At 64.6% G+C, this 26,283-nt stretch carries 19 protein-coding genes; 9 read left to right on the top strand and 10 right to left on the bottom strand.

Going from position 1 to position 26,283, the window contains the following annotated elements; translation table 11 throughout:
* Positions 1-188: 188 nt before the first annotated feature.
* Both BTO32_RS02085 and BTO32_RS02090 read left to right on the top strand, forming a co-directional pair.
* A complete protein-coding gene (locus BTO32_RS02085; protein WP_076722981.1) occupies positions 189-461 on the top strand; it encodes an HU family DNA-binding protein in 273 nt (90 codons plus the stop codon).
* 154 nt (positions 462-615) lie between these two features.
* Positions 616-2,472 carry a SurA N-terminal domain-containing protein gene (locus BTO32_RS02090; protein WP_076722771.1) on the top strand — a complete coding sequence of 619 codons (1,857 nt, stop codon included), beginning with the start codon at positions 616-618 and terminating at the stop codon, positions 2,470-2,472.
* 62 nt (positions 2,473-2,534) lie between these two features.
* On the opposite strand, the gene BTO32_RS02095 is transcribed toward BTO32_RS02090, so the two are convergent.
* A complete protein-coding gene (locus BTO32_RS02095) occupies positions 2,535-3,407 on the bottom strand; it encodes a MurR/RpiR family transcriptional regulator (RefSeq protein WP_076722772.1) in 873 nt (290 codons plus the stop codon).
* A 209-nt stretch (positions 3,408-3,616) separates the two neighbouring features.
* Between BTO32_RS02095 and zwf the strand changes: the two genes are divergently transcribed.
* Both zwf and pgl read left to right on the top strand, forming a co-directional pair.
* Positions 3,617-5,092, top strand: a complete 1,476-nt coding sequence (gene zwf, locus BTO32_RS02100; RefSeq protein WP_076722773.1) for a glucose-6-phosphate dehydrogenase — start codon at positions 3,617-3,619, stop codon at positions 5,090-5,092.
* The gene (gene pgl, locus BTO32_RS02105; RefSeq protein WP_084206764.1) at positions 5,085-5,798 is read left to right on the top strand and encodes a 6-phosphogluconolactonase; all 714 of its coding nucleotides are present in this window, start codon (positions 5,085-5,087) and stop codon (positions 5,796-5,798) included. The genes zwf and pgl overlap by 8 nt, the downstream gene beginning before the upstream one ends.
* Positions 5,799-5,845: 47 nt before the next feature.
* On the opposite strand, the gene pyk is transcribed toward pgl, so the two are convergent.
* Both pyk and gap read right to left on the bottom strand, forming a co-directional pair.
* Positions 5,846-7,294: a pyruvate kinase gene (pyk, locus tag BTO32_RS02110; RefSeq protein ID WP_076722775.1), complete on the bottom strand. Its 1,449-nt coding sequence runs from the start codon at positions 7,292-7,294 to the stop codon at positions 5,846-5,848.
* A 98-nt stretch (positions 7,295-7,392) separates the two neighbouring features.
* Positions 7,393-8,397, bottom strand: a complete 1,005-nt coding sequence (gap, locus tag BTO32_RS02115; RefSeq protein ID WP_076722776.1) for a type I glyceraldehyde-3-phosphate dehydrogenase — start codon at positions 8,395-8,397, stop codon at positions 7,393-7,395.
* A 181-nt stretch (positions 8,398-8,578) separates the two neighbouring features.
* On the opposite strand from gap, the gene edd reads away from it, so the two are divergent.
* A complete protein-coding gene (edd, locus tag BTO32_RS02120; protein ID WP_076722777.1) occupies positions 8,579-10,417 on the top strand; it encodes a phosphogluconate dehydratase in 1,839 nt (612 codons plus the stop codon).
* Positions 10,414-11,031 carry a uracil-DNA glycosylase family protein gene (locus BTO32_RS02125; protein ID WP_076722778.1) on the top strand — a complete coding sequence of 206 codons (618 nt, stop codon included), beginning with the start codon at positions 10,414-10,416 and terminating at the stop codon, positions 11,029-11,031. The genes edd and BTO32_RS02125 overlap by 4 nt, the downstream gene beginning before the upstream one ends.
* On the opposite strand, the gene glpD is transcribed toward BTO32_RS02125, so the two are convergent.
* The 4 genes from glpD to BTO32_RS02145 all read right to left on the bottom strand — a co-directional run bounded on the left by glpD (position 11,025) and on the right by BTO32_RS02145 (position 15,976).
* Entirely contained in the window at positions 11,025-12,569 is a 1,545-nt protein-coding gene (gene glpD, locus BTO32_RS02130; protein WP_076722779.1) for a glycerol-3-phosphate dehydrogenase, read from the bottom strand. The genes BTO32_RS02125 and glpD overlap by 7 nt on opposite strands.
* Positions 12,570-12,674: 105 nt before the next feature.
* Positions 12,675-13,433: a DeoR/GlpR family transcriptional regulator gene (locus BTO32_RS02135; protein ID WP_076722780.1), complete on the bottom strand. Its 759-nt coding sequence runs from the start codon at positions 13,431-13,433 to the stop codon at positions 12,675-12,677.
* Positions 13,434-13,543: 110 nt separating this feature from the next.
* On the bottom strand, positions 13,544-14,794 hold the full coding sequence (locus BTO32_RS02140; protein WP_076722781.1) for a substrate-binding protein: 1,251 nt from the start codon (positions 14,792-14,794) through the stop codon (positions 13,544-13,546).
* Positions 14,795-14,947: 153 nt separating this feature from the next.
* Complete coding sequence (locus BTO32_RS02145; RefSeq protein WP_076722782.1) at positions 14,948-15,976, bottom strand: hypothetical protein; 1,029 nt, start codon at positions 15,974-15,976, stop codon at positions 14,948-14,950.
* Between the two features lie 262 nt (positions 15,977-16,238).
* On the opposite strand from BTO32_RS02145, the gene BTO32_RS02150 reads away from it, so the two are divergent.
* The 3 genes from BTO32_RS02150 (at position 16,239) to BTO32_RS02160 (ending at position 20,879) form a co-directional block, all read left to right on the top strand.
* A complete protein-coding gene (locus tag BTO32_RS02150; protein WP_076722783.1) occupies positions 16,239-17,363 on the top strand; it encodes an esterase/lipase family protein in 1,125 nt (374 codons plus the stop codon).
* Positions 17,364-17,640: 277 nt separating this feature from the next.
* Positions 17,641-19,788 carry a methyl-accepting chemotaxis protein gene (locus BTO32_RS02155; protein WP_084206742.1) on the top strand — a complete coding sequence of 716 codons (2,148 nt, stop codon included), beginning with the start codon at positions 17,641-17,643 and terminating at the stop codon, positions 19,786-19,788.
* Positions 19,789-19,883: 95 nt separating this feature from the next.
* A complete protein-coding gene (locus BTO32_RS02160) occupies positions 19,884-20,879 on the top strand; it encodes an FAD:protein FMN transferase (RefSeq protein ID WP_076722784.1) in 996 nt (331 codons plus the stop codon).
* 12 nt (positions 20,880-20,891) lie between these two features.
* Here the strand turns inward: BTO32_RS02160 and BTO32_RS02165 are convergent, their stop codons facing one another.
* The 3 genes from BTO32_RS02165 to BTO32_RS02175 are packed head-to-tail and all read right to left on the bottom strand — an operon-like array spanning position 20,892 to position 26,157.
* Positions 20,892-22,433, bottom strand: a complete 1,542-nt coding sequence (locus BTO32_RS02165; RefSeq protein ID WP_076722785.1) for a general secretion pathway protein GspF — start codon at positions 22,431-22,433, stop codon at positions 20,892-20,894.
* Positions 22,434-22,445: 12 nt separating this feature from the next.
* Positions 22,446-24,938, bottom strand: coding sequence for a LamG domain-containing protein (locus BTO32_RS02170; RefSeq protein ID WP_076722786.1), 2,493 nt, complete (start codon positions 24,936-24,938; stop codon positions 22,446-22,448).
* A 4-nt stretch (positions 24,939-24,942) separates the two neighbouring features.
* Positions 24,943-26,157: a hypothetical protein gene (locus BTO32_RS02175; protein ID WP_076722787.1), complete on the bottom strand. Its 1,215-nt coding sequence runs from the start codon at positions 26,155-26,157 to the stop codon at positions 24,943-24,945.
* Between the last annotated feature and the right edge of the window lie 126 nt (positions 26,158-26,283).

Below are 26,283 nucleotides of genomic sequence, written 5' to 3' on the forward strand. Positions count from 1 at the left end.
GCCGTGAAGCAGCCAATACCAAGGGCTCCCGCGCAGTAAGTGCCTATTCCGAACACCGGTTCATCGCCGAAAAGGAATAAAAAAATTGAAGAATGGAATTCTCCGACCGCTTATGCGATAGTCGGGAACGTCCGCGAAAAAATAAACCGACCTATAACATCTTCAACCTGAAATCGAAGGGGTTTAGTGTGAACAAGTCCGAACTTATCGATGCAATTGCAGAGTCCGCAGACATTTCCAAAGCCGCTGCTGGCCGTGCTCTGGATGCCATGACCGACGCCATTACCGGTGCTCTGCAAAAAGGTGATCAGGTAACCCTGATCGGCTTTGGTACTTTCTCTGTTAAGGAGCGTGCAGCGCGTACCGGTCGCAACCCCCAGACGGGTGCTGAGATCAAGATTCCGGCCTCCAAGGTGCCTGGCTTCAAGGCAGGCAAGGCCCTGAAAGACGCCGTTAAGTAACGGTTCTTTCTCCGGCGGCGGTCGTTGATTGCTGCCCAGAAGAATTGAAGGCGCATTCCGATCAGGGTGCGCCTTTTTGCGTTAGGCGACCAGCCACTGCGAATTGCAGCTCAAACACGAAACCGTACGACCTCGACAGGGATTCGGAACAAACATGCTTCAAGATATTCGGGAAAACGCCCAGGGGACCATCGCGAAGATCATCATCGGGGTGCTGATCGTATCCCTTTCCATCTGGGGAATGGACGCCATCATCGGGGGCTTTTCCAGCGAGCCGGAAGTGGCCACCGTCAATGGCCAGGACATCACCGAGCGGGAATTCCTGCGCCTGGTCCAGATCGAAAGCCAGCGCCGCCTGTCCCGCATGGAAAGCCCGGACCCCTCCATGTTGAATGAAGATCAGATCCGCAAGGATGTCCTGGACTCCCTGATTCAGGAGGCGATCCTGACCCAGGACGCCGCCGCCCAGGGGCTGGCCCTGTCCGATGCCGATATCGACGCGCTGATCGTGCAGATGCCGCAGTTCCAGGTTGACGGCGCGTTCAACCGCGACCGCTTTGTGGCCACGGTACGCAACATGGGCATGGGCGTCGCCGAGTTCCGCGAGGCCATGCGTCGCCAGTATGTGATCAACCAGATCCGGGCAGGCATTGCCCAGAGTGGCCTGGCGACCGCCGAGAATGCCCGGCAGTTGCTGCAGATTCAGAATCAGACCCGGGATTTCCGTGTCCTGGCGATCCCCGCCGACGCGGTAGCCGATCAGGTGGCCGTGACCGACGAGGACATCGAGGCGTACTACCAGCAAAATGCGGCCAGCTTCCAGCAGCCGGAGCAGGTGGACGCTGCCTATATCACCCTGTCCGTGGGCACGCTGGCCGAGCGTATGACGGTGACTGACGAGGAACTGGAGGCCTATTATCAGCAGCGCTCCGAGGCCCTGGCCCGCGAGGAGCGGCGCGCGGCCCATATTCTGATCGAGGATAACGACGAGGCGGAACAGACCCTGGCAACCATTCGCTCCCGCCTGGACGCGGGTGAGTCCTTCGCCGATCTGGCCCGGGAATACTCCATCGACACTGCCTCGGCCCGCGACGGGGGCGATCTGGGCTACGCCGGCCGCGGCGTGTACGACCCGGCGTTTGAAGAGGCCTTGTTCGCGCTCAAGCAAGGCGAAGTGTCCAAGCCGGTGAAAACCAGCTACGGCATCCACCTCATCAAACTGGAGGATATCCGCCGCTCGGAGGTTCCGCCGCTGGACGAGATTCGGGATCAGCTGAAACAGGAGCTGGCCCGTGATAAAGCCAAGGAGGCCTTTGCCAAGGTACGGGCTCAGCTGGCGGACGCGGCCTACGCTGCGGACGATCTGGCCGGCCCTGCCGAAGAGCTGGGGCTGGAAGTGCGGGAAGTCGAGGGAATCACCCGGGACGGGGGGCCTGCGCCCTTCGATCACCCGGGACTGGTGCGCCAGCTGTTTTCGGACGACGTTCTGAACGGTGGCTATAACACCGAACTGATCGACGTGGGAGACGACCAGGCCATCGTTGCGCGGGTGCTCGACCACCGAGATGCCCAGCAGCTGGCGCTGGAGGCCGTTCGTGGGGACATCCGTGCCCACCTGGAAGCGGAGGCTACCCGGGATGCCCTGAAACAGCGGGCGGAGGCGATGCTGGCGCAGCTGGAGCAAGGGCAGGCGCCGGAGACGGCCGATGCGGGGTCGTGGCAGGTGTATCAGGGGCTCTCCCGCAACGCGCCGGAGGTGTCGCCGGCGGTGGTGCGTACGGCATTTTCCCTGCCGCGTCCGGCCGAGGGTGAGTCAGCGACATATGGCCAGGTGGTGACGGCCGACGGCGCGTTCGTGGTGGCCCTGGACGCTGTCCACGACGGCGAGGTGGACGAAGACGGTACCGAGTTCCGTCAGGTCCGGCAATTCCTGGCCTCGCTGGAAGGTCAGCGAGAGTATACCGCGTACCAGCAATACCTGCGTGCCGGCGCCGAAATTGAGCGGCCCTGAGGCATTGCACCGATAAAAAAGGCGCCCGGGCAGGGCGCCTTTTTTATTTCCGGTTCCGCCGGTCAGTTCGGGGGGAACCGGGTGGCCTTAAGGCTTTCCTTGATCTTTTTCAGGTGGCCGAGGAAATCATGGCCGCGCTTGAGGGTGACGCCGGTGGCCAGAACATCAATGACACTGAGGTGGATGATGCGGGACGACATGGGCATATAGACTTCGGTGTCCTCCGGGGCGGTGACCCCCAGCACGACGGTACAGCACTCCGCCAGCGGTGAGTCGGGGTTGGTGATGCCGATGACCGTGGCACCGTTGGCCCGGGCGACCTGGGCGATGTCCACCGATTCCTTGGTGCGTCCGGTGTAGGAAATCACCACGATGACATCGCCCACCTGGGCTCCGGCTGCCACCATGCGTTGCATCAGGGCATCGTCGTAAAACATCACGGGAATGTTGAAGCGGAAGAACTTGTGTTGCGCGTCCATGGCCACCGAGGCAGAGCCGCCCATGCCGAAAAATGCGATCTGCTTGGCCTGGATCAGGTAGTCGATGGCGGTGGCCAGGGCTTTGTGGTCCAGGGACTGCCGAGCCTTGTCCAGGCTGGCGATGGTACGCAGGATGACCTTGTCGGCAAATTCCTCGACGCTGTCGTCGGGCTCGATGTTCTGGCCAACGTAGGGCGTGCCGGTGGCGATGCTCTGGGCCAGGCGGATCTTGAAGTCCGGGAACCCGGTGGCGGAAAAGCCGCGGCAAAACCGGTTAACGGTCGGTTCGCTGACATTCGCTGCCCGCGCCAGGGCGGCGATACTGTATCGGGTGGCGGCGCTCGGGTCGCGCAGTATGGCCTCGGCGACTTTGCGTTCCGACTTGTTCAGGCTCTCCAGTCGGGCCTGGATGTCTTCCAATAGGTTGTCATCGCGTTGTGCCTGGTGGCTGGCCATGTGCGGTACTCCCTGCATCCGGTGCGAACATTTGTAGGTGTTGGCCCGGGATTATACTGTTTTTTGTCCGGCTGAGGGGTAGTAAAGGTATCACGCGGCGCATCCATCCTTGGATTGTCGCCACTTTGGTGCCATTATTTTTGTAGATTTACTACACGGCGTTCCCGTCGTGTGGATCCCGTCCCCAATTCCCGCCAAGGAGAGACTTCATGGTCCAAAGGATCGACACCCGTTGCGACCTCATGCTGTTCGGTGCGCTCGGCGACCTGGCGCAACGAAAGCTGTTTCCGGCGCTCTACCAGCTGGAACGGGCCGGACTGCTGGCGGAGGGGAGCCGGGTGCTGGCGATTGCCCGTGCCGAGGGTGACACGGACTCCGTGCGTCGGCAGTTGTATGACCGTTTGCAGCAGCACGTGAAGCCGGTGGAATTCGATCCGGAGATGGCTCATCGTTTCCTGGCGCGGGTGGCATACCTGCGCCTTGATTTTAATGACCCGGAGGGCTTTTATGCGCTGGGCCGGTGGCGCCATCCCACCGACAACGAACTGATCGTCTACATGGCGACACCGCCCTCCCTGTATGGGGTGATTGCCCGGAACCTGAGGGCGGCCAGCTGCTGCAACGAGCGGACCCGAGTGGTGGTGGAAAAGCCGATCGGTCATGATCTGGAGTCGTCCCGGGTGATCAACGACGAGCTGGGGGAGGTGTACAACGAGAACCAGATTTTCCGAATCGACCACTACCTGGGCAAGGAGACGGTACAGAACCTGATCGCCCTGCGTTTCGCCAACAACCTGTTCGCCTCCCAGTGGGATCAGAACCATATCTCCCATGTTGAGATCACCGTCGCCGAGAGCGTCGGCATTGAAGGCCGCTGGGGCTATTTCGACAAGGCCGGACAGATCCGGGACATGGTGCAGAATCACCTGCTGCAGTTGTTGTGCCTGATCGCCATGGATCCGCCCGCGGACCTGTCCGCCGACAGCATCCGGGATGAGAAGGTCAAGGTGCTCAAGGCACTCAGAACCATCACGCCGGACATGATGGAACGCTACGTGGTACGGGGGCAGTACACGGCCGGTACCAGCGGCGGCAAACCGGTGCCCGGTTACCTGGACGAAGAGGGGGCCAACCGCAACAGCGATACTGAAACCTTCGTAGCCCTGAAGGCGGAAATCGAAAACTGGCGCTGGTCCGGGGTGCCCTTCTACATTCGTACCGGCAAGCGCCTGCCCGAGAAGCTGTCCCAGATCATCATCCACTTCAAGCCCGCCCCCCACTACATCTTCGACCCGGATCAGAAACATCTGGCCAACAACAAGCTGATCATCCGGTTGCAGCCGGATGAGGGCATGTCCCTGAAAATCCTTACCAAGGATCAGGGCCTGGACAAGGGCATGCGTCTACGCCAGGGCCCCCTGGAGCTGACGTTCAGCGAAACGTTCGAGACTGAACGGATTCCGGACGCCTACGAGCGGTTGCTGTGGGAAATCATGAAGGGCAACCAGTACCTGTTCGTGCGCCGGGACGAGGTGGAATACGCCTGGCGCTGGGTGGACCAGGTGATCCGGAACTGGAAGGACAGTGGCGAACCCCCGAAACGATACGCCGCCGGTACCTGGGGGCCGGTGGCGTCCATTGCCATGATTACCCGGGATGGACGGAGTTGGTATGAAGATGTCTGAACTCAAGCTGCCAGAAGGCGTACGCATCCATGAGGCCAAATCCGCAGGGCAACTGGCCCAGGATCTGGCCCGGGACGTGGCGGCGCTCCTGGCCGACCGTCTGGCACGGGCTGAGCGGGCCAGTCTGGTGGTATCCGGGGGCTCGACCCCGGTTCCCTTTTTCCAGGCGCTGTCGCTGGCGGAGCTGGATTGGTCAAGGGTGGACGTGACACTGGCGGACGAGCGCTGGGTTCCCGAGGGGGATCCGGCCAGCAATACCACCCTGGTCCGGCGGCATCTGCTGCGTAACCGTGCCGCCTCGGCCCGTTACCTGCCACTGAAGCAGCCGGGCGAGACTCCGGAGCAGGGGCTGGCCGCGGTGCGGGAGGTCCTGTCGGAACTGACCCGGCCGATCGAGGTGCTGGTGTTGGGGATGGGGAACGATGGCCACACTGCATCGTTGTTCCCGGATGCGCCGGAGCTACTCGAGGCGCTGGCGGCCGGGACTCCGGCGCCAGTGGCGGCCATGACACCGGCGTCACAGCCGCAGCGGCGGGTGACGCTGACCTATCCGATTCTGGGGGAGGCTCGCCATACCCTGCTGCATCTGAAGGGGCACGACAAGCTGGAGACCCTGGCCAGGGCCCTGGCCCACCCGGGCGAGGTGGCCGAGATGCCGATCCGGGCCTTCCTCAAGCCCGGTCTGGCGGTGTACTGGAGCCCTTAGCCGGTGCTGTTCCGGAGCGCGGTGGAACCCGCACCTCCTGGAACCGGTCAGCGGATATCCGAGCCGACCTGGACGATTTTCATGGTGTTGGTGCCGCCCTGGGCATTGACGTAGTCGCCCTTGGTGATCACCACCAGATCCCCCGCCTTGACCACACCCCGGTGCACCAGTTCCTGAACGGCCCGGGCGTTGGTCTGTTCGTTGGGGATCTGCACGGTGTCGAAGGGCACCGTCTGCACGCCTCGGAACAGCGCCATGCGGTGTTGCGTCGAGTGGTGGCGCGAAAAGGCGAAGATCGGCAGGCTGGACTTGATGCGAGACATCAGCCGGGGCGTGGCGCCCGTCTCGGTCATGCAGATGATCGCGGCCACGCCCTGGAGGTGGTTGGCCGCGTACATCGCCGACAGCGCAATGGCCTCGTCCACCCGGCCCATGCTTTCGTGGATCCGGTGCTTGGACTGGTGCATGGACGGGTGTTTCTCGGCACCGAGGCAGATGCGTACCATCGCCTCCACGGCTTCCCTCGGGTAATCGCCCACGGCCGTTTCAGCGGACAGCATCACCGCGTCGGTATAGTCCATGACGGCATTGGCCACATCGGACACTTCGGCACGGGTCGGCATGGGGTTGGTAATCATCGATTCCATCATCTGAGTGGCGGTGATCACACCACGGTTCAGACTCCGGGCGCGGCTGATGATGTGTTTCTGCACCCCAACCAGCTCGGCGTCGCCAATCTCCACCGCCAAATCACCCCGGGCGACCATGACTGCGTCCGAGGCCAGGATGACCGCATCCAGAGCGTCATCGTCATGGGCCAGTTCCGCACGCTCGATCTTCGCCACCAGTCCCGCCTCAGACCCGGCCTCGCCCAGCAGCCGGCGGGCGGTATGGAGGTCGTCGGCGGTGCGCACGAAAGACACCGCCACATAGTCGGCCCCCAGGCGGGCGGCAGTCACGATGTCCTGGCGGTCCTTGTCGGTCAGCGCCTCGGCGGAAAGGCCGCCGCCACGCTTGTTCAGTCCCTTGTTATTGGACAGAGGGCCACCGATAAGCACGGTGGAGGTGATGCTGTGGTCATCCACACTGTCCACCCGCATCTCGATGCGGCCATCGTCCAGCACCAGGATGTCGCCGGGGCGGACATCGTTGATCAGCTGCTCGTAGTCGATGCCAACCCGCTCCTCGGTGCCGGCTTCTTTGTCCATGGCCGCGTCCAGCACGAAGCGCTGGCCGGCGGTGAGTGTGACCTTGTTGTTGGCGAACCGGGCAATTCTCAGCTTGGGCCCCTGGAGGTCCGCGAGCAGCGCCACGAAGCGGCCCTGGGCGGCGGCGGCCTCGCGGACTCGGCGCGCGCGTTCGATATGTTCTTCCGCGCTGCCGTGGGAAAAGTTGAGCCGCACCACGTCGACTCCGGCCCGGATGATGGCGGCAAGGGCTTCGGGAGCGTCCGTGGCGGGACCGAGGGTTGCAACAATTTTGGTACGCCTGAGCATGTATGCGTGTTCCTGTCTTGGGGTTTAACGTGAGTTTTGACGTGGATATTGATCAGCGTTCTCAGCCGGGTATTCCAGCGATGCGGCACCGGCCGGGGTCAGCGGCCGGCGTTGATCAGGGCCATGGCGCTGTCGAGCATGCGATTGGAAAATCCCCATTCATTGTCATACCAGGCCATGACCTTTACGTGACGTCCCATGACCCGGGTATGGTTGCTGTCGAACACACTGGACATGGGGTTGTGGTTGAAGTCGATGCTGACCAGCGGTTCCTGATTGACCGCCAGCACGGCACTGGTCGCGGCAGCGGCCCGGACCGCTTCGTTGACCTCGTCGACGGAAGTCTCCCGACTGGCGATAAAGCTGAAGTCGACCAGCGACACATTGACGGTCGGAACCCGCACTGCAAGCCCATCCAGCCGTCCCGCCAGGGCCGGGATGACGCGGCCGATGGCCGCGGCGGCGCCGGTTTTGGTGGGAATCATGGACTGGGTGGCCGAGCGGGCCCGGTAGAGATCCTTGTGGTAGGTGTCGATCAGTACTTGGTCGTTGGTGTAGGCGTGGATGGTGGTCATCAGTCCGCTGTCGATACCGATGGCTTCATGCAGGGCCTTGGCCACGGGCGCCAGGCAGTTGGTGGTGCAGGAGGCGTTGGAAACCACCCGATGGCTGGCTTCCAGCACCCGTTCGTTGACGCCATACACCACGGTGGCATCGGCATCGGGGGAGGGCGCGGAAATCAGTACCTTGCCGGCGCCAGCCTCCAGGTGTCCGGCGGCCTGCTCCCGGCGGGTGAAACGGCCTGTGCATTCCAGCACCAGGTCCACGTCGTGCTCCCGCCAGGGCAGCTCGGCGGGCGTGCGGCCGGAGTGCATGGCAAGGGTGTCGCCGTTAACCCGCAGGGAATGCTCGTCATGGCTGACGGTAGCACTGAAGCGGCCGTGGACACTGTCATGCCGTAGCAGGTGGGCGTTGCTTGCGGCATCCCCCAGGTCATTGATGGCGACGACTTGGATTGCCTGGCGGTAGTCGTTTTCATAGAGTGCTCGGAGGATGTTGCGGCCGATGCGGCCAAAGCCATTGATGGCGACTCGGATGGTCATGGGACCTCCCTGGTTGTCGGCGGACACCTGTTTCCCGTGGCTGATGGTGATAATGTAGTAAATATAGCAATATGAAGCCGCCGCATGAATGATGAATTGGTAGTGGATTGGTCTTAGGTAAGTAAATTTACGTCTAAGCTGTGTCCTTCTTAGAACCCTTCCCCAGAGCAACGGAGGCGTCATGCACCCCATCGTCGATACGGTTACCGAACGGATCGCTGCCCGCAGTGCCGCCACGCGGAGTGCTTACCTGGAGCGCATGAGGTCGTTGGGTGCCCACGCGCCTCACCGGGCGACTCTGTCCTGTGGCAATCTGGCCCATGGTTTTGCCGGTTGCAGCCCGGCCGACAAAGAGGCGCTCAGGTTTATGAACCGGGCCGATGTCGCCATTGTCTCCGCCTACAATGACATGTTGTCGGCGCACAAGCCCTACGAGCGTTTCCCCGATATCATCCGCGACGCTGCCCACGCCATGGGCGGCGTCGCTCAGTTCGCCGGCGGCACGCCGGCGATGTGCGACGGCGTCACCCAGGGGCAGCCGGGGATGGAGCTGAGTCTGTTCTCACGGGATGTGATCGCCATGAGCACCGCCATTGCCCTGAGCCACAACATGTTCGACGCGGTGCTGTTGCTGGGAATCTGTGACAAAATCGTGCCCGGTCTGCTGATCGGAGCCCTGAGTTTTGGCTATCTGCCCACGATTCTTGTGCCGGCCGGCCCGATGCCTTCGGGCCTTCCGAACAAGGAAAAGCAGCGCATTCGCCAGCTGTACGCCGAAGGCAAGATCGGCCGGGACGCGCTGCTGGAGGCGGAAAGCCGCTCCTACCACAGTCCGGGTACCTGCACGTTCTACGGCACCGCCAACAGCAACCAGCTGCTGGTGGAAGTGATGGGGCTGCACCTGCCGGGCGCGGCCTTCGTTCATCCGGATACCCCCTTGCGCGACGCCCTGACCCGGGCCGCCACCGAACGCGTGATCCAGATGTCGCGGCCCAACGGCGGTCACCAGGGGCTGGCCGATCTGGTCAACGAGAAATCCCTGGTCAATGCCCTGGTGGCCCTGCTGGCGACGGGGGGTTCCACCAATCATACCCTGCACTGGATCGCCATTGCCCGGGCCGCGGGTATCCTCATCGACTGGAACGACTACGCCGACCTTTCCGCCGTGGTCCCCTCCCTGACCCGCATTTACCCCAATGGCCAGGAAGACATCAACGCTTTCCACGAAGCAGGCGGTACGCCCCTGCTGATCCGGGAGTTGCTGGACGCCGGCTTCCTGCACGAGGACGTGGACACGGTGATGGGGCCAGGGCTGCGGCGCTATACGGAGGCACCGGAATGGCGGGACGGACATCTGGCCTGGCGTCCCGCGCCAGGGGCGAGCCGGCGCCCGGAGGTCCTGGCCGGCGTGGCCGAACCTTTCGCTCCGGACGGTGGGCTCCGGGTACTGTCAGGCAACCTGGGGCGGGGGGTGATCAAGGTGTCCGCTGTGGCACCGGAGCACCACCGGGTCCGGGCGCCGGCGGTGGTGCTGAACGATCAGGACCAGCTTAAGGCGGCCTTCGAGGCGGGAGCGCTGGACCGCGACTGCATCGTCGTGGTCCGGTTCCAGGGGCCCAAGGCCAACGGCATGCCCGAGTTGCATAAACTCACCCCCTACCTGGGGGTGTTGCAGGATCGCGGTTTCCGGGTCGGTCTGGTCACTGACGGCCGTATGTCCGGTGCCTCCGGCAAGGTGCCGGCCGCCATTCACGTGTACCCGGAAGCCCTGGACGGCGGGCCCCTGGCGCGAGTCCGGGATGGTGACATGATTTGCCTGGATGCGGTGCAGGGCGCACTGTCGGTCGAGGTACCCGAGGCCGCCTTCGCGGCCCGGACACCGGCCCGGACCGATGTGTCCGGGCACCACGCCGGATTCGGCCGGGAACTGTTTGCCTGGATGCGCGGCTCGGTGGGGTCGGCGGAGGAGGGGGCCAGTGTGTTCTGGGGAGCGGCCGGCGAGGCCGACGCATCACGGTGACGACGGACCGAGTTCTGAGCGAGGTGTCCCTGGCGGAGCTGGCCCGGGCCGTCCGGGCCTGTCGCCTGTGTGCCGGGGTGCTGCCCCATGAGCCCCGACCGGTGATTCAGCTGAGTGAATCGTCCCGCATTCTGGTGGTGGGGCAGGCCCCTGGGCGGCGGGTGCATGAGACCGGCCTGCCCTTCAACGATCCCAGTGGCGACCGGCTGAGGGACTGGATGGGGGTGACCCGGGACCAGTTTTACGACGAGCAGCTGATGGCCATTCTGCCCATGGGGTTCTGTTATCCGGGTACTGGCCGGTCCGGCGACCTGCCGCCGCGGCCGGAATGCGCGCCAACCTGGCGGGAGGCGCTGCTGGCGCGGCTGCCCAACATCCGGCTGACCCTGGCGATTGGCCAATATGCCCACGCCTGGCATCTGCCGGATGCCCGTCGCTCGGTGACGGAAAACGTGCGAGCCTGGCGCCAGTACTGGCCACACCTGATACCCATGCCCCATCCCAGTCCGCGCAACAACCTCTGGTTACGCAGGAATGCCTGGTTCGAGCAGGAGGTGGTGCCGGCGTTGCGGCGCCGGATCGCCGACCTGCTGCACCGGGATGAGGCTCAGTGAGGCCGGGATAGCTGGGCCTCGGGCGCCGGTCGTGGCGGCGCCGGCGCGGCTTCCGGCCGTGCCAGATAGCGCGCCAGGGCTTCCGTCTCCGATTCGCTGGCGTAGAGGCCCTGCTTGGTGCGCCGCCACAGGATGTCCTCGGCGGTGAGGGCCCACTCCTCGCGCACCAGGTAGTCCACTTCGGCCTGGTATAGGTTGCCGGTAAACCTCTGCCCGAGATCACGGAGGTCGTGGCAGCCCCGCAGGAGATCCCGGGTCAGGGTGCCGTAGCTGCGGACATACCGGCGCAGGAGCGACTCCGGCAACCACGGATAGCGGGACTGCAAGGTCCGGGTCAGGGTCGGCTGGTCGGAGAAGTCGCCCCCGGGCAGGGGGGCGCTTCGGGTCCAGCGCGGTCCGGCGTGCGGGAACAGGCGGCAGAGTTTGTCGGTGGCCGCCTCTGCCAGCTTGCGGTAGGTGGTGATTTTGCCACCGAAGACCGAGAGCAGGGGCGCCTGCCCCTCGCCCCGGTCCAGTTCAAAGCGGTAGTCCCGGGAAGCCTTTTGGGCCGCCTCCCGTTCGTCGTCCAGCAGCGGCCGGACGCCGGAATAAGACCAGACAATGTCTGCGTCGGTGAGTGGGTGGCGAAAGTGGGCATTGACGACCGCCAGCAGGTAGCGGATTTCCTCCTTGGAAATCCGGGCCTGGCCAGGGTCGCCGTGGTAGTCGACATCGGTGGTGCCAACCAGGGAGAAGCTGTCTTCGTAGGGGATGACGAAGACGATGCGGCCGTCTTCGTTCTGGAGAATGTAGGCCTCGGAACCCCGGTTCAGCCGGGGCACCACGATGTGGCTGCCCTTGACCATGCGGATGGTTTTCGGTGGTTTCAGGTCCAGATGCTCGGCGAACAGTCGGCTGACCCAGGGGCCGGTGGCATTGACCAGGGCCTGTCCGGTGACCACGCGTTCATGCCCGGTCCGCTGGTCGCGCAGGGTGACACGCCAGTCCGTTGGGCCTCGCTGCGCGCGGACGCAGCGGGTGCGGGTGAGGACGGTGGCCCCCAGGTCCCGGGCCTTGCGCGCGGTCAGCACCACCAAGCGGGCATCGTCCACCCAGCCGTCGGAGTATTCGAAGCCCCGGGTGATGTCCGGTTTCAGGGGGCCGCCGGGGTCAAAGGTGATGGCCCGGGAGCCGGGCAGCAGTTCCCGTTTGGCCAAGTGATCGTATAGGAACAGGCCGGTACGGATCATCCAGGCGGGCCGCAGGTGGGGGCGGTGGGGCAGCCGGAAACGCATGGGGCGCATAATATGGGGGCTGTTGCGCAACAGCGCCTCCCGTTCCGCCAGCGCCTCCCGCACCAGCCGAAACTCGTAGTGCTCCAGATAGCGCAGGCCGCCATGGATGAGCTTGCTGCTGGCCGACGATGTCGCCGAGGCCAGGTCGCCCATCTCACACAGGAGTACCTTCAGCCCGCGCCCGGCAGCGTCCATGGCAATGCCCGTGCCGTTGACGCCACCGCCAACCACGATCACATCGTAGTGTTCCCGTTGAGTCTCCATCCGGTTTGCTCGCCTCCCCCCGGTCGATCTGAAGACAGCATAGAGTGTTCGAAAAGGAAATTGAAGATCGAATACGAAAATATGCGAACCGGATAACGACGGGACTCACACCACGTGCAGGGCCACTTGGTGTGCCTGCAACAGTTGGCGGATCGGGCGCGGCGGTGGCTGGTCGGTGAAGACGTGGTCAGCCTGAGTGATGGAGCCGAGGCGCACCATGGCCCGGCGTCCGAATTTGGAGTGATCGGCCGCCAGCAGGACCTGGTCGGAGTTGGCGATGATGGCCTGAGCCACGCGCACCTCGCGGTAGTCGAAATCCAGCAGGGAGCCGTCCTCGTGGATGCCGCTGATGCCAATGATGCCGAAATCCATCTTGAACTGGTTGATGAAGTCGCAGGTGGCCTCGCCCACGATGCCGCCGTCCCGGTTGCGGACTTCGCCACCGGCGATGATGATGCGGAAATCCTCCTTCGCGGAGAGAATGGACGCCACGTGCAGGTTATTGGTCACCACTTGCAGGTTCCGGCGTTTGAGCAGGGCCCGGGCAATGGTTTCCGTGGTGGTGCCGATGTTGATGAACATGGAGGCATTGTCCGGCACCATCGACACCAGGGCGGCGGCCATGCGCTCCTTGGCTTCCAGGTCCATGATCTTGCGGGTCTGGTAGGCGGTGTTGACGGTACTGGAATCAATGCCGGCGCCGCCATGGTGACGCCGGATCCGGTTTTGCCGGGCCAGTTGGTTCAGGTCCCGGCGGATGGTCTGGGGGGTAACCTGGAACCGTTCCACCAGCTGTTCGGTGGTGACGAAGCCCTGTTCCCGGATCAGCTCGAGAATCTGGTCCTGGCGGCGCTGCTGGCTCATGCCTGCTCTCCCTCGATGTTCGTTTTCGAAAATTTCTGTCTTGCACGAACGCCGAGTGTAGAGCCTTTGCCGGCGATTCGCAGCTGGCCGTTGACCGGAGAAGGGTGCGGTTACAGCTGGGGAGGCTTGCCGGATTGCCGCCGCCGGGTTTCCCACTCCTCCCGCGTTTGGGCGGCCTGGTCGCCGGCCATGGCGTCGATGATCTCGAAATAGTCGGAGCCGTAGGGATCGGCCACCACCGCGTCCCGGTCCTTGACCCGGACCACGTAAACCGTCTGCACGTTCTGGTGGTCGAAGGCCCGCCAGTACTGCTCATCCTTGAGGAAGCGGTAATGATGCCCCTCCAGGGCCCGGATTACCGCTTCGCTGTTGGTGGTACCGGCCCGTTCCACCGCGTCTTTGTACTGGTAGACGATGCTGTAGGCCGACGCGGCGGACGATGACGGCCGCATGTCGTAGCGTTGCGAAAAGGCTTCGACGAAGGCTTTGCCGCGGGGGTAGCCCTTTTCGTATGGCAGGTTCCAGAACCAGGGGGCGGCCCCCACCACGCCGGACATGATGGTGGGGCCGACCTGCCGTGCCATGCCGAGAGTCAGGTTGGGCACCACGATCTGCATGGTCTCGGTCAACCCCATGTCGTGGGCGACCGTCAGCGCCCGCACCATGTCGTCACCGAACAGTACCAGCATCAGGACCTTGGCGCCGCTGGCCTGGGCCTGTTCCAGCGCGTGCCGGAAATCGGACACCAGCGCCCGTGGAAACGGCGTGCGCACGCCCGGATGGCGCTGGCTGTCCTCGGTTCCGGAAAACCGGCGCACCGAGTCCTCCACGGACCAGCCCCAGGTGTAGTCGGCGGTAATGTAGAAGTAGGTGTCGTCGGCGTGGTGGCGGGTCAGGTACTGGCTCAGCACCTTGGCGGTCATCCAGGCATTGTAGGGTTCCCGGAACATGTAGCGGTGCCCCTCGGCGCCGGTGGTGGCGTTGGCGTAGGTCAGAGTGCCGAAGTAAAGGATGCCGCGATCCCGGGCCGCCTTGCCTGAGGCGATGGCGACGGCACTGGACACGCCGCCGAACACCATCCTCACACCATCTCGGTCAATCATCTCGGCGGTATTCCGGGCACCCCGTTCCGGGTCGCTCCGGCTGTTGCGGATGACCAGTTCCAACGGCCGCCCCAGTACGCCGCCGGCGGCGTTGATCTCGTCCACGGCCAGGAACGCGCCCAGGCGCTGTTGCAGGCCCTGGTCCTTGTAGCGGCCGGTTTGCGGGTAGTTCAGACCGATTTTGAGGGCTTCGGCGTGCGCCGTTGCAGACGCGATCAGCAGCAGAAATGCCGACAGGATGGCGGACTTCATGGACATTGCATGGCTCTCCGGGGGAGGGTGAGACGTCGGCGGACGTGGCTCACCGTTCACCTTATTGTTGTTGGTTGTGTCGGGGGCCAGTGTTGACAGTTTTTCGCAGCCGGGCAATGGGACGTTGGTGGCAATGGCCCATGGCCCGGCTCGTTCCGGTCAGTTCTGACCGTAGACCCGGGGTTGCTGGTAACGGTAGTAACCGGCGGCTTCCTCGCTGCGGATGATGGCGGCCATGTCCTCGCCAAAGGTATCTCGGCTCAGGGCGTCCAACGCCCGTTCCCGCTCTGGGCCTTCGGGGTAGCGCTCGACGATGGCTTGGCGCTGGGTTTCGTAGGACTGGCCCTCGGACCAGCGCTGGTCCCGCAACCGGTCCAGCTGATCCCAGCGTTCCAGGGCCGGTTCGTCCATGCCCAGCGCCTGCCGGATACCGCGCAGGGTTTCATAGCGTTGCTGCGGGGCCTGTCCCTGCAGCGACTGTTGAATTGAGGGCAGGGTGAGGAAGCGGTCGGTCAGTTCCTGCCGCCGGTTGTCCAGAACCTGATCGGCCTGCTCGCCGTAGGTCGAGGCAATGGCCTGGCTGTAGGCCTCGGCCTTGGCCAGCGGTGACAGGGGTTGCTGGTCCAGCACCTGAAGCGACTGGCTCAGGGCCTGGTTGCGCAGTTCCGATTGCCAGATCCGGTCGGCATCCTCGCCGAACAGCTCCCGGCGTTTCGCCCAGATGAAATCGCGTCGCTCCTCCGGTCCCATGCCACGCAGGGTATAGCGTTCCTGATCCATGAAGTCCTGGTAAGCCAGCAACGCCCGGGCCCGTTGTCTGAGTTCGTCCGCCAGCTCCGGAAACCAGTCCTGGATCAGCGCATCCAGATTCTCGCGCCAGTGGTCCGGGTCCAGCTCCGCCAGGTAGCGCATGAGTTCTTCGAGCAGCTGTATCTGAACCTTGGGATGGTCAAGGTGCGCGCCATAACGAGCCTGCATCCGTTCCCGCAACGCCTCCAACTCGCCCGGCTGCGGGGTGTCGGCCGAGGGGGCTCCGGCGAAGGTGGCGGTCGGATGGGCCGGTGTTTCGGGGGCCGCCGGTGTTTCCGGCCCGGGTGCGATGGCCAGGGAGCCGCCTGCTCGCCAGTAGGTTGCGACGACGGCCAGGAGAACCAGGAGGGCAAGAATCAGCACGGGTTTCGCTTTCAATCCGGTCACCTGCTTGTTTGTTGTTATCGAGGTCAACCAAGACGCTATCAGGAGTTGGCGCCGATCACGCGTGCACCGATAACAAAAATCGCATGCGGCCGGGAAATTGGTGCAAGTGTGACCGTTTTCATATTTCCCCCAAGGTACTTTCGGATAGAAAGGAGGGGCCGATGCCTTCGGGCGCCCGGTTGCCTGGATCGGCACTGATCCAGGTCAGCGGTACCGTGGTTGGGCGAACAACAAAAACAAGAGGCTGAAAACCATGAAGAAAGAACCCACCCTCCTTGGCAAGGGGGCGGCACTGTTGCTGATGGCAGGTGTGCTGGCTTCTCCCGTGTCCCAGGCCCGTGACGCCGACAAGACCCGATACCCGGTCGTGTTCGCCCACGGCATGGCCGGTTTCGACGACATCCTCGGTTACGACTACTGGGGCGATGACTACGGCACGTTCGTGCTGGACCCCTGCGACAAGTTCCTTGAGGTTGCCTGCAACGGCGACATCAACGACAACCAGCGCAGCTATGTATCGGCGGTGACGCCGTTCCAGAGCTCCGAGGTCCGGGGGTATGAACTGGCCAACAACATCGAGAGTTATATGGCCACCTCCGGCGCCACGCACGTCAATATCGTGTCCCACTCCCAGGGCGGCATTGATGCCCGCAAGGCGGCGCGGCTGCTGCGCGAGCGTAAGGGTTACCGAGTCGTGCAGACCCACGTCAGCGTGTCGTCGCCCCACCGCGGCTCGCCGGTGGCCAAGTTCATTCTGGACCACTACGCCAATCGCGTCACCGAGGTGCTGGCCAACTACTACGGTAGCGTGGTGTACGGCAGCGGCAACGATGCCATCGCCGGGGCCAAGCAGCTGGTGTACAACGACTACGATCCCTACGATGGTGTCGTCACCGGCATGAAGGCGTTCAACCAGAAGTATCCCTCCAGCACCGACTATGTCGCCAATTCCGTGTCGCTGATGACGGCGCAGAACGGCAGCAGCGTCAACCCGGCGCTGTGGCTGGTCTCCGAGCTGGTCTACAACATCGACGGCGACGGCTATTGCTACGATGACTGTAACAACGACGGCGCCGCCGGCCAGGGGGATGGCAATGCCTATGAACGGGACGACGACGGCCTGGTGGGCATCAACAGCCAGCAGCAGGGGTACCGGCTGGAGTACAGCGAGTGCTGGGGTTGCCTCGATTCGGTGTGGGAGCAGCGGTCGCTGGGCTATGTCAGCGACATCAACCACCCCAACCGCACCCAGATGACCTCCCTGGCCTATGTGATCAACCAGGACCACATGGATGTAATCGGCGTGGGGCCGGATACGTTTGACGAGATGGAGTTCTACGCGGCGATCACGGATTACATGGCCGATCGGGGCGACTGATCCCAGAACCGCGCGGGGTGGCCGGGAGGCTGCCCCGGCCTGATTGCCCAACTTCGGTGCGCATTGTTGATGTGTCGGGCCGGTACGCCCTTTTATGGGGCGTGCTGGCCCGTCATTTGTGAACCTGTCGACACGAATGTTGCGCCTACCTGTCGTGTTTTTGGGGCATTCCCCCCGCAAAAAACGCATTCCGGCCCGAAGCTTGCACATATTTTCCCAGTATCGGGATGACTGCCCCCTTGTGGTGCGGTCAGACAGTACCTGGGGAGAGTGTGGAATGAGCCTGAAAAGTGATGCCATGAACCTGACCAGCCAGGAGCGGCGCTGGCTGCCCTTCTGGGGCGCCACCGGCAAGCTGGCGATGGGGTGGTCGTGTTTCCTGAACCGGAGCATGTACGCCACCAACGAACAGGTTTTCGAAGGTATCGCACGGACGCGGCGGGATGCGCTGATCGCCTGGGCCGACGACAAGTGGTCCTTCCTGGAAACGCTGGCGGCGCGTCTTCAGGGGCAGGAAGAGGACACGGTGCGCGAACTGATCCGGGCCTCGTCCGGCCGGCTCCGGGAAATCTCCGAGCTGTTTCTGGCCGATGCCGAGGGCCGAGTACTCTGTTCCACCAGCCGCCAGCGGGAAGGGCAGCAGGATCTGCCCCGGGAGGCGATCCAGAGGGGACTGGCGGAGCGTTTCCTGCACGGCCCCTACCGGGACCCGGTGACCCTGCGGCTGGGGCCCACCACCAGCCGTTTCCACGACGCCGTCACGCTGATGTTCTATCAGCCGGTCGAACTGGCCGATGGCCGAAAGGGAGTCTTGGGCGCCCGGGTGCCGAACGACGTCATGAGCGATCTGATCCAGCGCGAGGCTGGCCACATTTTCGAGGAGTCCGGCGACAACTACCTGTTCATGATTGACAGTCGGTTCGACCCCAGCATCCTGCCCGGAACCGCGCTGTCCCGGTCCCGGTTCGAGGACGCCACCTTCAGCCACGGGGACAACCTCAAGCAGGGCATCCGCACCGCCTTCGGGACCGTGGGCGTGCGAGAGCACACCGAATTCGAGATTCGCTTCACCGATCCCGCCACCGGCGAGCTGCACCCGGGGGTCCGGGAGACCATTGCCAAGGGCGAAAACCTGTACGTCAAATACCCCGGATACTCCGACTACCGGCATATCCCGGTCATTGGCAAGGGGGTGACCTTCCAGCTGCCGGGTTCACCGGACCGCTGGGGCATGATGTGCGAGGCCGACCTGGAGGAGGTTTACCGTCGCCGCTCCATTTCCTGGCGACTGTCGAGCCGCTTGGCGGTGCTGGCGGGCCTGCTCTGGCTGATCAACCTGGCCCTGGCGTGGAGTGGGGTGCCGCTGTGGATGGAGGCGGGGATCAACGGGGTGGCGGTCATCGCCCTGGTGTTGCTGTTCCGGGCGACGGCGGTGAAGCCGGTGTCCGAGAAACTGGCGGACATGGCGGACGTCATCCGTAACATCGCCGAGGGCGGTGGCAACCTGCGCCAGCGCATCGACCTGGCCAAGACCCGCCGGGACGAAACCGGTGACCTGGCACGCTGGATGAACAGTTTCATCGACAGCCTCGACGGCATGGTGGGGCAGGTGTTGCGACTGGCCCACGAATCCCGCAAGGCCAGCGATGAGCTGATGGCTCAGAATCGCCTGGCCGACGAACGGGTCCGGCAGGTGCTGGCGCACATCGATGAAATGCTGCAGGGAGCCGAGGCTCAGGAGAACGAGATCCGCAACGCCTCCACCACCGCCCAGGAAATGCGCGCCAGCATGGAGGAGGTGGTGCGCCGGGCCCGGGAGCAGTTCGCCCGGGTCAGTCATGAAACCCAGAGCATCCGGGAAGTGATCAGCCGGTCGGCCGAAGGCATTCGCGCTGCCAACGACCGTACCGAGGAAATCGGCAAGACCGCCTTGGTCATCAACGACATCGCCGCGCAGACCAACTTGCTGGCCCTGAACGCCGCCATCGAAGCCGCCCGGGCCGGGGAGTCCGGGCGGGGGTTCGCGGTGGTGGCGGATGAGGTCCGGGAACTGGCCAGCCGCACCGCGCGCGCCACCCACGAAATCGGCGAGCGCCTGGACCGGGTTCGCGAGGAGACCCGCCGAGCCGTCACCACCATGGAGGAGGGCATGGCGGAAATGCAGGAACGCCTGCAACTGGCGGAAGCGGCCGCGGACGACAACTCGGAACTGCACCACATGGTCGAGAAACTGTTCCGTGCCATCGACAGTATCGAGGACACCAACCGCCGGCAGAGCACCCACACCTCCGGCGTGGCCGACACCGCCTCGGTGATGAACCGGGTGGTGGATCAGCTCACCTCCAGCGCCGGCCGCACCCAGGCGGCCGCCAACAAGCTGCAGAGGTTGACCGACCAGTTCCAGGTGTCGGCGACCATCGACTGACCGGACGCCCCGATTGGCGGATGGCGTCTGGCTGGTTACACTGCCCGCCAGAACGCCATCCGGCCGGGCCATTCCGGCGGCTATCGGGAGATTCCATGGTGCGATTTACACGGGCCAGCGGCGGCTGGCTGTTATGGGTGCTGCTGGCCCTGTCGGCGCCGGTGCGGGCACAGTGGCATGTCTATCGGGACACCGCGATGACCACCTCGGTGGAGCTGGAGTTCTGGGCCGAGGATGCGGATCGCGCCGACGCCATCGCCGAGCGGGTGCTGGCGGTGTTCCATCAGGTGGATCGGCAGATGAGCCGTTACCGTGACGACTCCGAGCTGTCCCGGGTCAACCGGGACGCCGCGCAGGGGCCGGTTCCGGTCAGCGACAGCCTGTTCCGGGTACTGGCCAAAGCCCAGGCCGTGTCCGAACTGAGTCAGGGCGCCTTCGACATCACCTTCGGATCGGTGGGCTATTTCTACGATTTCCGGGCCGGGCGCAAGCCTTCCGAAGCGGAGCTCCAGCAGGGTCTGGCCCAGGTGGATTACCGTGCCGTGGAGTTGGATCCGCAGGCCCGCACGGTGCACTTCCGGCATCCCGGGGTGGTGACCGATCTGGGCGGTATCGCCAAGGGCTACGCGGTGGACCTGGGGGTGGAGCGCCTACGCCAGGCCGGCGTGCGCCATGCCCGGCTGAGTGCCGGTGGTGATATGAGACTGCTGGGGGACAAGCGCGGGCGGCCCTGGCTGGTGGGCGTGAAGGACCCCCGCGCCGACGGCCGTCAGGCGGTGGTCCTGCCCCTGTCGGAGGTGTCCATTTCCACGTCCGGCGACTACGAACGTTTCTTCATCGACGAATCCGGCGAACGCATTCACCACATTCTGTCCCCGCGCACCGGCAAACCGGTGCATGTGGTGCAGAGCGTGACCGTGCTGGGGCCGGATACCCTCAGCACGGACGGCCTGTCCACCGCGGTGTTCGTACTGGGCTGGGAACAGGGCCTGGCCATGATTGAGGCCCTGGACGGATTCGACGCGATCGTCATCGACGACCAGCGCCGGATGCACTTCACCTCCGGGCTGGGCGCTCCGGAAGCCCCCTGACGGGTCCCGCGGTCACAGCCGCCCCTGCACCACCGGGGACAGCGCGATGAGACTGTCCTGCATGGTGGCGTTACCCAGACCGTGGCCGGTAAAGGTGGTGTCGAACAGGCCCTGTTCACCGTGCAGGGCCATGTAATTCAGCAGCACGGTCTGCACCAGCTGGTTGACGTTGTTGGCCGCCGGGCTGGAGGCCGTTTCCACGGAACCGTCGCCGCGCATGAACCCGATCTGGTTGCGAATGGTGCCCGGGCGCCCCGCCGGGTTGTAGACCAGGAAGAACGACGCCGCCGTCTGCTGGTTGTCCCCGGTCCATTCTCCCTTGCCACGGCCATCCACCGAGTCGTCGATGCGGCCATTGCTGGAAACGGAGCCATCGCTGAACACATACAGCATCAGCGGCACCCCGATCCGGGCGGCGTACTCCAGGCACGCTCCCATGCAGCGGCCGGCGAGTTCATCGCGCCGCTCGCCGGTGCCGCGTTCGCCGGTGTGGTAGTCGTAGCCCCCCATGGTGACGGTGCCGGCGCCGGCGTAGCCATTGATCACCAGTTTCATGATCGACGCGGTCTTCTGAAACTCCCGGTTGCCGCTGAATTCGCTTGCGGAAAAAATGCCGGCCGGACCGACGATGTCCGGGTCCGCCGCCGGGTCCAGGTCGGCGGGGTTGCCGAACCGGTCGGCCAGGTCGGCGCTCTTGAGGTAGCCACAGCGGACCAGGTCCTTCACCACGTCATCGGTGGTGATCCGGTTCATTTTGCGGTCGCTCAGCCGCAGGATGGATTCCATGACGGCCACCGCGTCCGACTGGTCCAGAATGCCGATCAGGTCGCCCACGTCCACCAGCCCGGTAACGTCGGACGGGCGGTCCACCTTGGTGGGACGGACCTTGGGGTTGATCAGGCTCATCGGCGCCAGGGAGTTGCCGCCGGATTCCGAACTTTGGGAACCCACCAGGGACAGCAGTGAGCCGTCGGCGCCAGCCTTGTGGATGCCGTACATGGGGTTGTGGGGGTTGTTGCCGGTGTCGTTTTCGGAACGGGCGGCGATGATGGCGCCGTTGACCGCGGCCCGGGTCGACGCGCTGGTGCTGAGCTGGATGCCGCGCAGGAAGCCGCTGTCGGCGTGGAAGGCCAGCCCCAGCTCGGTGTTCACGAAGGCGGGATCGTCCGGCAGCATGTCACCGGGCAGGCCGAGCTTGTTGTAGCCGGCGGTGGTGAGAAAGTCCATCTGGCCGCCCGCCTTGCCCATCAGCACATTGGAGCCGGCGATGTTGGCGCCGCCGGCCAGGTCGAAACAGATGAACGGAATCTTGCCCGCCCCCTGAACGGCGATGCCACAGCTCTGCTTCAGGGCGTCCAGTTCCGGGGACAGGGCGGCGGCGGCCTGACGCGGGCTGGCGAACAGGCTGAACAGGGATGCGCCGAACACCGTGGCGGTGCCGGCCATCAGCCCCTGGGCAATGAACTCCCGCCGGGTTCTCGGGCGGCCGTGGTCGGCGTGGAACAGGGGCTCGCCGTTGGCCAGGGGTTTCTTTCGCGGTTTCCGGATAAGCATGGTGGTTGTCCTCTACTGAACCAGGGTGGTGGCGCTGCCCAACACGGCGGCACAACTGGCCTTGACCACGGTTTCGGTGCGGTCGGCGGGGCAGAGGGTGCCGCAACTGGTCAGTCGGTCGATCAGGGAATTCAGCTCGGTTTCGATGTCCGGGTCCGCCGGCTGGCTCGCCAGTGACGTCCCGACGAAGCGGCCCAGCAGCGGCCCGGTCACCAGGCTCCGGCCGGCGTGGTCGAACGCGCTGGCCGGTTCGGCGTTGAAGTCGAAACCGGGGAAGAGATTCGCACGCAGCAGGGGGTCGGACACCAGGGCATCACAGTACTGGATGGCCAGTTGGGTGACCGCCATCTGGTGCGCCGAGACAAAACTGCGGATGTCCTCGACGCTCGGCAGCTGCTGTTTGATGGTGGTGAATGTCGCCGATACCGCCGGGTGGGTGGTGGCGACACCGGTCAGCCGGGCCATGGTGGCATTGATCTCGTCAAAGGTGCGTAGACCAATGGCCGGCGACGGCGCCAGGTCGGCGGGCTCGGGGGGCGGCAGCAGCTCCGGTTCGGTGCGGGCGTAGGTCCGGTCGCCGATCTGGTCGAAGGTGAGGAAGAACTCGTCGCTGTCGGGGCCGCTTTCCAGGGCGATGATGGTGCCCAGGGGCGACAGCGGCTGGCCGCTGCCCGGCTGGTAGTCGGCGGCATTGAGGGTCACGTCCAGGTTGGCCCAGGCCTGGCCTACGGTGGCCTCCTTGCCATTGATGCCCAGACGCATGCCGCGCAGGGGAATGCCTTGGGGTTCGACGCCGTCGTCCAGGCTGATGAAGAAGGGGGTGGCGAAACGATAGCTGTAGCTGTCGAACTGGCTGACTTCGAACACGACGTAGCTCTGCGGCAGGTCGATCAGGTGGGACACGCCGAACAGCAGATAGAACTTCTGGCCCACGCCTGCCTCGTAGTTGGCGCGGATCTGGTCCGGCGTCAGCGCCCGGTTGTGGATCGCCACCAGCCGGATGGCACCCTGCCAGGGGGAATTGCCGTCGGTTTCGTTGCCCAGCACCAGGGCGAAGGTGTCGTCCCAGTCCGAGAGCAGGCCCGGTTCGTCCGGATCCACGTCACCGGAGGGTTCGCCGTTGACGAAAATCTGCCGTCCGGTACCGGGCGAATAGTTCACCACCACATGTTGTAGGGTGGCCTGCAGCAGCATGTCCGCGTCCGAGGTGGAGAACGGCGTGTTCTGGTCGCTGGAGGTGGCGCGATGCAGCACCTCGTAACGCTGTTGGGTCTGGCTCAGGGTTACGTTACGCGCGGTGGCCGAACCGGAATAGGTGACGATCCGGGCATCTTCCTGGGTGATGTTGCCCGGCGCCACCCACGCCTCAATGGCGTATTCGCCGGAGCCCGTCAGCAGGGTGTGCAGCTTGCGGCTGCTGGCGGTGGAGCCCTGGGCCTTGCCCGCCGGCACCGTCCGGCCCTGGTCGTCCTGATAGGCCGGGCCGAGGTTGATGCCCCAACCGCCGACCCAGTCGACATTGCCGCTCAGGGTGAGGTCCAGGGCGGGAGAAACGCCGCTGGTGTCGTAGGCGACCTGGCCCTCGCCGGCCTTGAATTCGTACAGGGCGATGACGTTGTCCTCGAAACGGCCTCCGGCGTTGGCCAGCAGGCCGTCCCCGGTCAGGTTCAGGGCGCGGCTCGTTAGCAGGTCCGCGTCCACCGGCGCCGGCTCCTGCAGCAGCGCGAATTCCAGGATTTTCAGTTCCATGTGGTCGGCCGAGCCGACGCAGTCGTCGTTCCAGCAGTTGTGGAAGTCGTAGCGCAGGCGTTCCACCAAGCGGGAGGCGCCCGGGTCGTTCAGATTCATGCGGCTCTTGGCTTGGTCGTAGGCCGTGTCCACGTTGGCGGAGGCGATGTAGGGGGTCTGGCCACCGTCGCCGTGACAGTCGGCACAGAAATTGGTGAGCAGCGGATACACCGTGGCCTGAAAATCGGTGCTGGATGCCGGGAAGGTCCGGGTGCTGCCGGGCTCGCGCTCGGTCGGGGCGCGCAGTTCGATCACCTTGGCGGAGCCTTCCGAACCGCCGGCCCAGTTGGCGATGTAGGTGGTGAGGATATCGACGCACGCCGAGGTGCTGGCCAGCCAGCAGTTGTGGCCGCCGGCCACCTTGGTGACCATTCGGGACTGGCCCGGATCAGATAGGTTGACGATGGTGCCGGCCTGGGCGTAGGCGGCGTTGATGTCCTGTTCATCGACAAAGGTCGGTGCCTGCCCGCCGGCACCGTGACAGGCGCCGCACCGGTCCTGGCTGACCAGCGGGTCCCAGAGCGAGCGCTTGAAGTTCAGCACGTCGTTGTTGGCCGGCGGCGGCCCGCTGTAATTCACGGTGTCGCTGCCCGACCCGGTGTTGGGCAGGGGGTCGGTGGAATCACCGCCGCAGCCGGTCAGCAGCCCCAGAAGCAGGGCGAGGACCAGCCAGGGGCCGGACTGGCCACGGAAGGAGGGGTGTTGTCGGGTCATCATCGGGTCACTCCCCCATACAGTACACGGCGGATTCGGCAAAGACCTGTTTCAGGTCGAAGCCCGCGTTGCGGAAGTGGGTGACCATGCTGGCGACCCGTGCCCGGTCGGTACTGTCCGAGGGCGGACGCAGGCACACCGCCTGGAACACCTTGGTGACCTGGCATTCCGCGAATGCGTCGGAATGGGCCAGTTCCTGGCCCAGGCTCTTGGCGCCCTGGCCGCCGCCGGGCAGACCAGGGTCCCAGCCGAGGCGGCGGTTGGCGCCCTGGCGCCAGTAGTTGTCCCAGCGGTCATCGGGCGTAATGAAGCCTTGCTCGAAGGTGCCGGCGTTGATGTGGTACTTGGCCTGAACACGGGAACCGGTGGCCGGATCGATGTCGTTGACGGTGTGGTAGACCAGCCGGCCAAGGGCGCCGTCCGGGTCGGCATCGGCGTCGTACGCATAGTCGTAGTAGGCGAAGGCCTGGGCCATGGGGTCCATACCGCTGTGGCAGCCGACGCAGTTGTTCAGGAACACCCGGCTGTCGCCGCCCGGGCTGCGGGACACGTCCTGACGGATGCGGTCGGTGGGCAGGGTCACGTCGGCGACCTGCTCCAGGTCCTTGCACAGGTGATTCAGCAGGGTAAAACGGAACATCGCGCGGTTCGTGCCGGCGCTGAAAAAGGCCCGGGCCGAGGCCCGGCTGGTGATGACTCCGGCGGTGGCGTCGTAGGGCAGGCCGGTAACCGCGGACTGGCTGCGCCGGACCAGAGCGTCCTTGAGGCTGTAGCCGCCGTCTTCCAGGGCTTCATAATGAGCGTTGCTGTCGTTGGCGTAGGGTGGCAGGCCCAGGGAAGGGTCGCCCACGTAGAGGACATCGTCGTACAGTACCTTGCGGAAATCCTCGCCGTCCCGCACCAGGCCGATCACCGTGGCGATGTAATCGTTGAGTGGCACGAAAACGCTCATGGCCTCGTTGGTCCAGGGGGCGGCCAGGTTCTTCAGGGTGACATCGTAGAAGGCTGGATCCTCCATGGCGGTGAAGGCGGCGCCGAGAGCGTCATTGTTCTCGATCTGTGCCGCCATTGTGTCCAGAACCTCGGCGCTGGGGGGCACCCCGGCGATGCGATCGTGGATGACCTTGGCCTGTTCCCTGGGGCCCGCGTGCGCCAGGGTCAGCGCCAGCGACGCGCCGAGGGCGGTCTGTATCAGTGTTTGCAGTCCCTGTCGGGCGTTCATGTGTTTCGTCCCTCGACGACGGTGAGTCATGGCCCCGCGGGGCGTTTAACATGTGTTGAAAGTTTACGCGGCGTCGATTGGCCCAATTTGAGAAGTGGGCCGCGTTATTACATTGCGTTACGGAAA

Source organism: Marinobacter lutaoensis, assembly GCF_001981305.1.
Classification (GTDB): Bacteria; Pseudomonadota; Gammaproteobacteria; order Pseudomonadales; family Oleiphilaceae; genus Marinobacter; species Marinobacter lutaoensis.

What these genes read in the sequence shown, in the direction of transcription:
- BTO32_RS02090 (WP_076722771.1), top strand. Translation starts at nt 616, where the DNA reads ATGCTTCAAGATATTCGGGAAAACGCCCAGGGGACCATCGCGAAGATC.
- BTO32_RS02095 (WP_076722772.1), bottom strand. Translation starts at nt 3,407, where the DNA reads ATGGCCAGCCACCAGGCACAACGCGATGACAACCTATTGGAAGACATC.
- zwf (WP_076722773.1), top strand. Translation starts at nt 3,617, where the DNA reads ATGGTCCAAAGGATCGACACCCGTTGCGACCTCATGCTGTTCGGTGCG.
- pgl (WP_084206764.1), top strand. Translation starts at nt 5,085, where the DNA reads ATGTCTGAACTCAAGCTGCCAGAAGGCGTACGCATCCATGAGGCCAAA.
- pyk (WP_076722775.1), bottom strand. Translation starts at nt 7,294, where the DNA reads ATGCTCAGGCGTACCAAAATTGTTGCAACCCTCGGTCCCGCCACGGAC.
- gap (WP_076722776.1), bottom strand. Translation starts at nt 8,397, where the DNA reads ATGACCATCCGAGTCGCCATCAATGGCTTTGGCCGCATCGGCCGCAAC.
- edd (WP_076722777.1), top strand. Translation starts at nt 8,579, where the DNA reads ATGCACCCCATCGTCGATACGGTTACCGAACGGATCGCTGCCCGCAGT.
- glpD (WP_076722779.1), bottom strand. Translation starts at nt 12,569, where the DNA reads ATGGAGACTCAACGGGAACACTACGATGTGATCGTGGTTGGCGGTGGC.
- BTO32_RS02135 (WP_076722780.1), bottom strand. Translation starts at nt 13,433, where the DNA reads ATGAGCCAGCAGCGCCGCCAGGACCAGATTCTCGAGCTGATCCGGGAA.
- BTO32_RS02140 (WP_076722781.1), bottom strand. Translation starts at nt 14,794, where the DNA reads ATGTCCATGAAGTCCGCCATCCTGTCGGCATTTCTGCTGCTGATCGCG.
- BTO32_RS02150 (WP_076722783.1), top strand. Translation starts at nt 16,239, where the DNA reads ATGAAGAAAGAACCCACCCTCCTTGGCAAGGGGGCGGCACTGTTGCTG.
- BTO32_RS02155 (WP_084206742.1), top strand. Translation starts at nt 17,641, where the DNA reads ATGAGCCTGAAAAGTGATGCCATGAACCTGACCAGCCAGGAGCGGCGC.
- BTO32_RS02160 (WP_076722784.1), top strand. Translation starts at nt 19,884, where the DNA reads ATGGTGCGATTTACACGGGCCAGCGGCGGCTGGCTGTTATGGGTGCTG.
- BTO32_RS02165 (WP_076722785.1), bottom strand. Translation starts at nt 22,433, where the DNA reads ATGCTTATCCGGAAACCGCGAAAGAAACCCCTGGCCAACGGCGAGCCC.
- BTO32_RS02170 (WP_076722786.1), bottom strand. Translation starts at nt 24,938, where the DNA reads ATGATGACCCGACAACACCCCTCCTTCCGTGGCCAGTCCGGCCCCTGG.
- BTO32_RS02175 (WP_076722787.1), bottom strand. Translation starts at nt 26,157, where the DNA reads ATGAACGCCCGACAGGGACTGCAAACACTGATACAGACCGCCCTCGGC.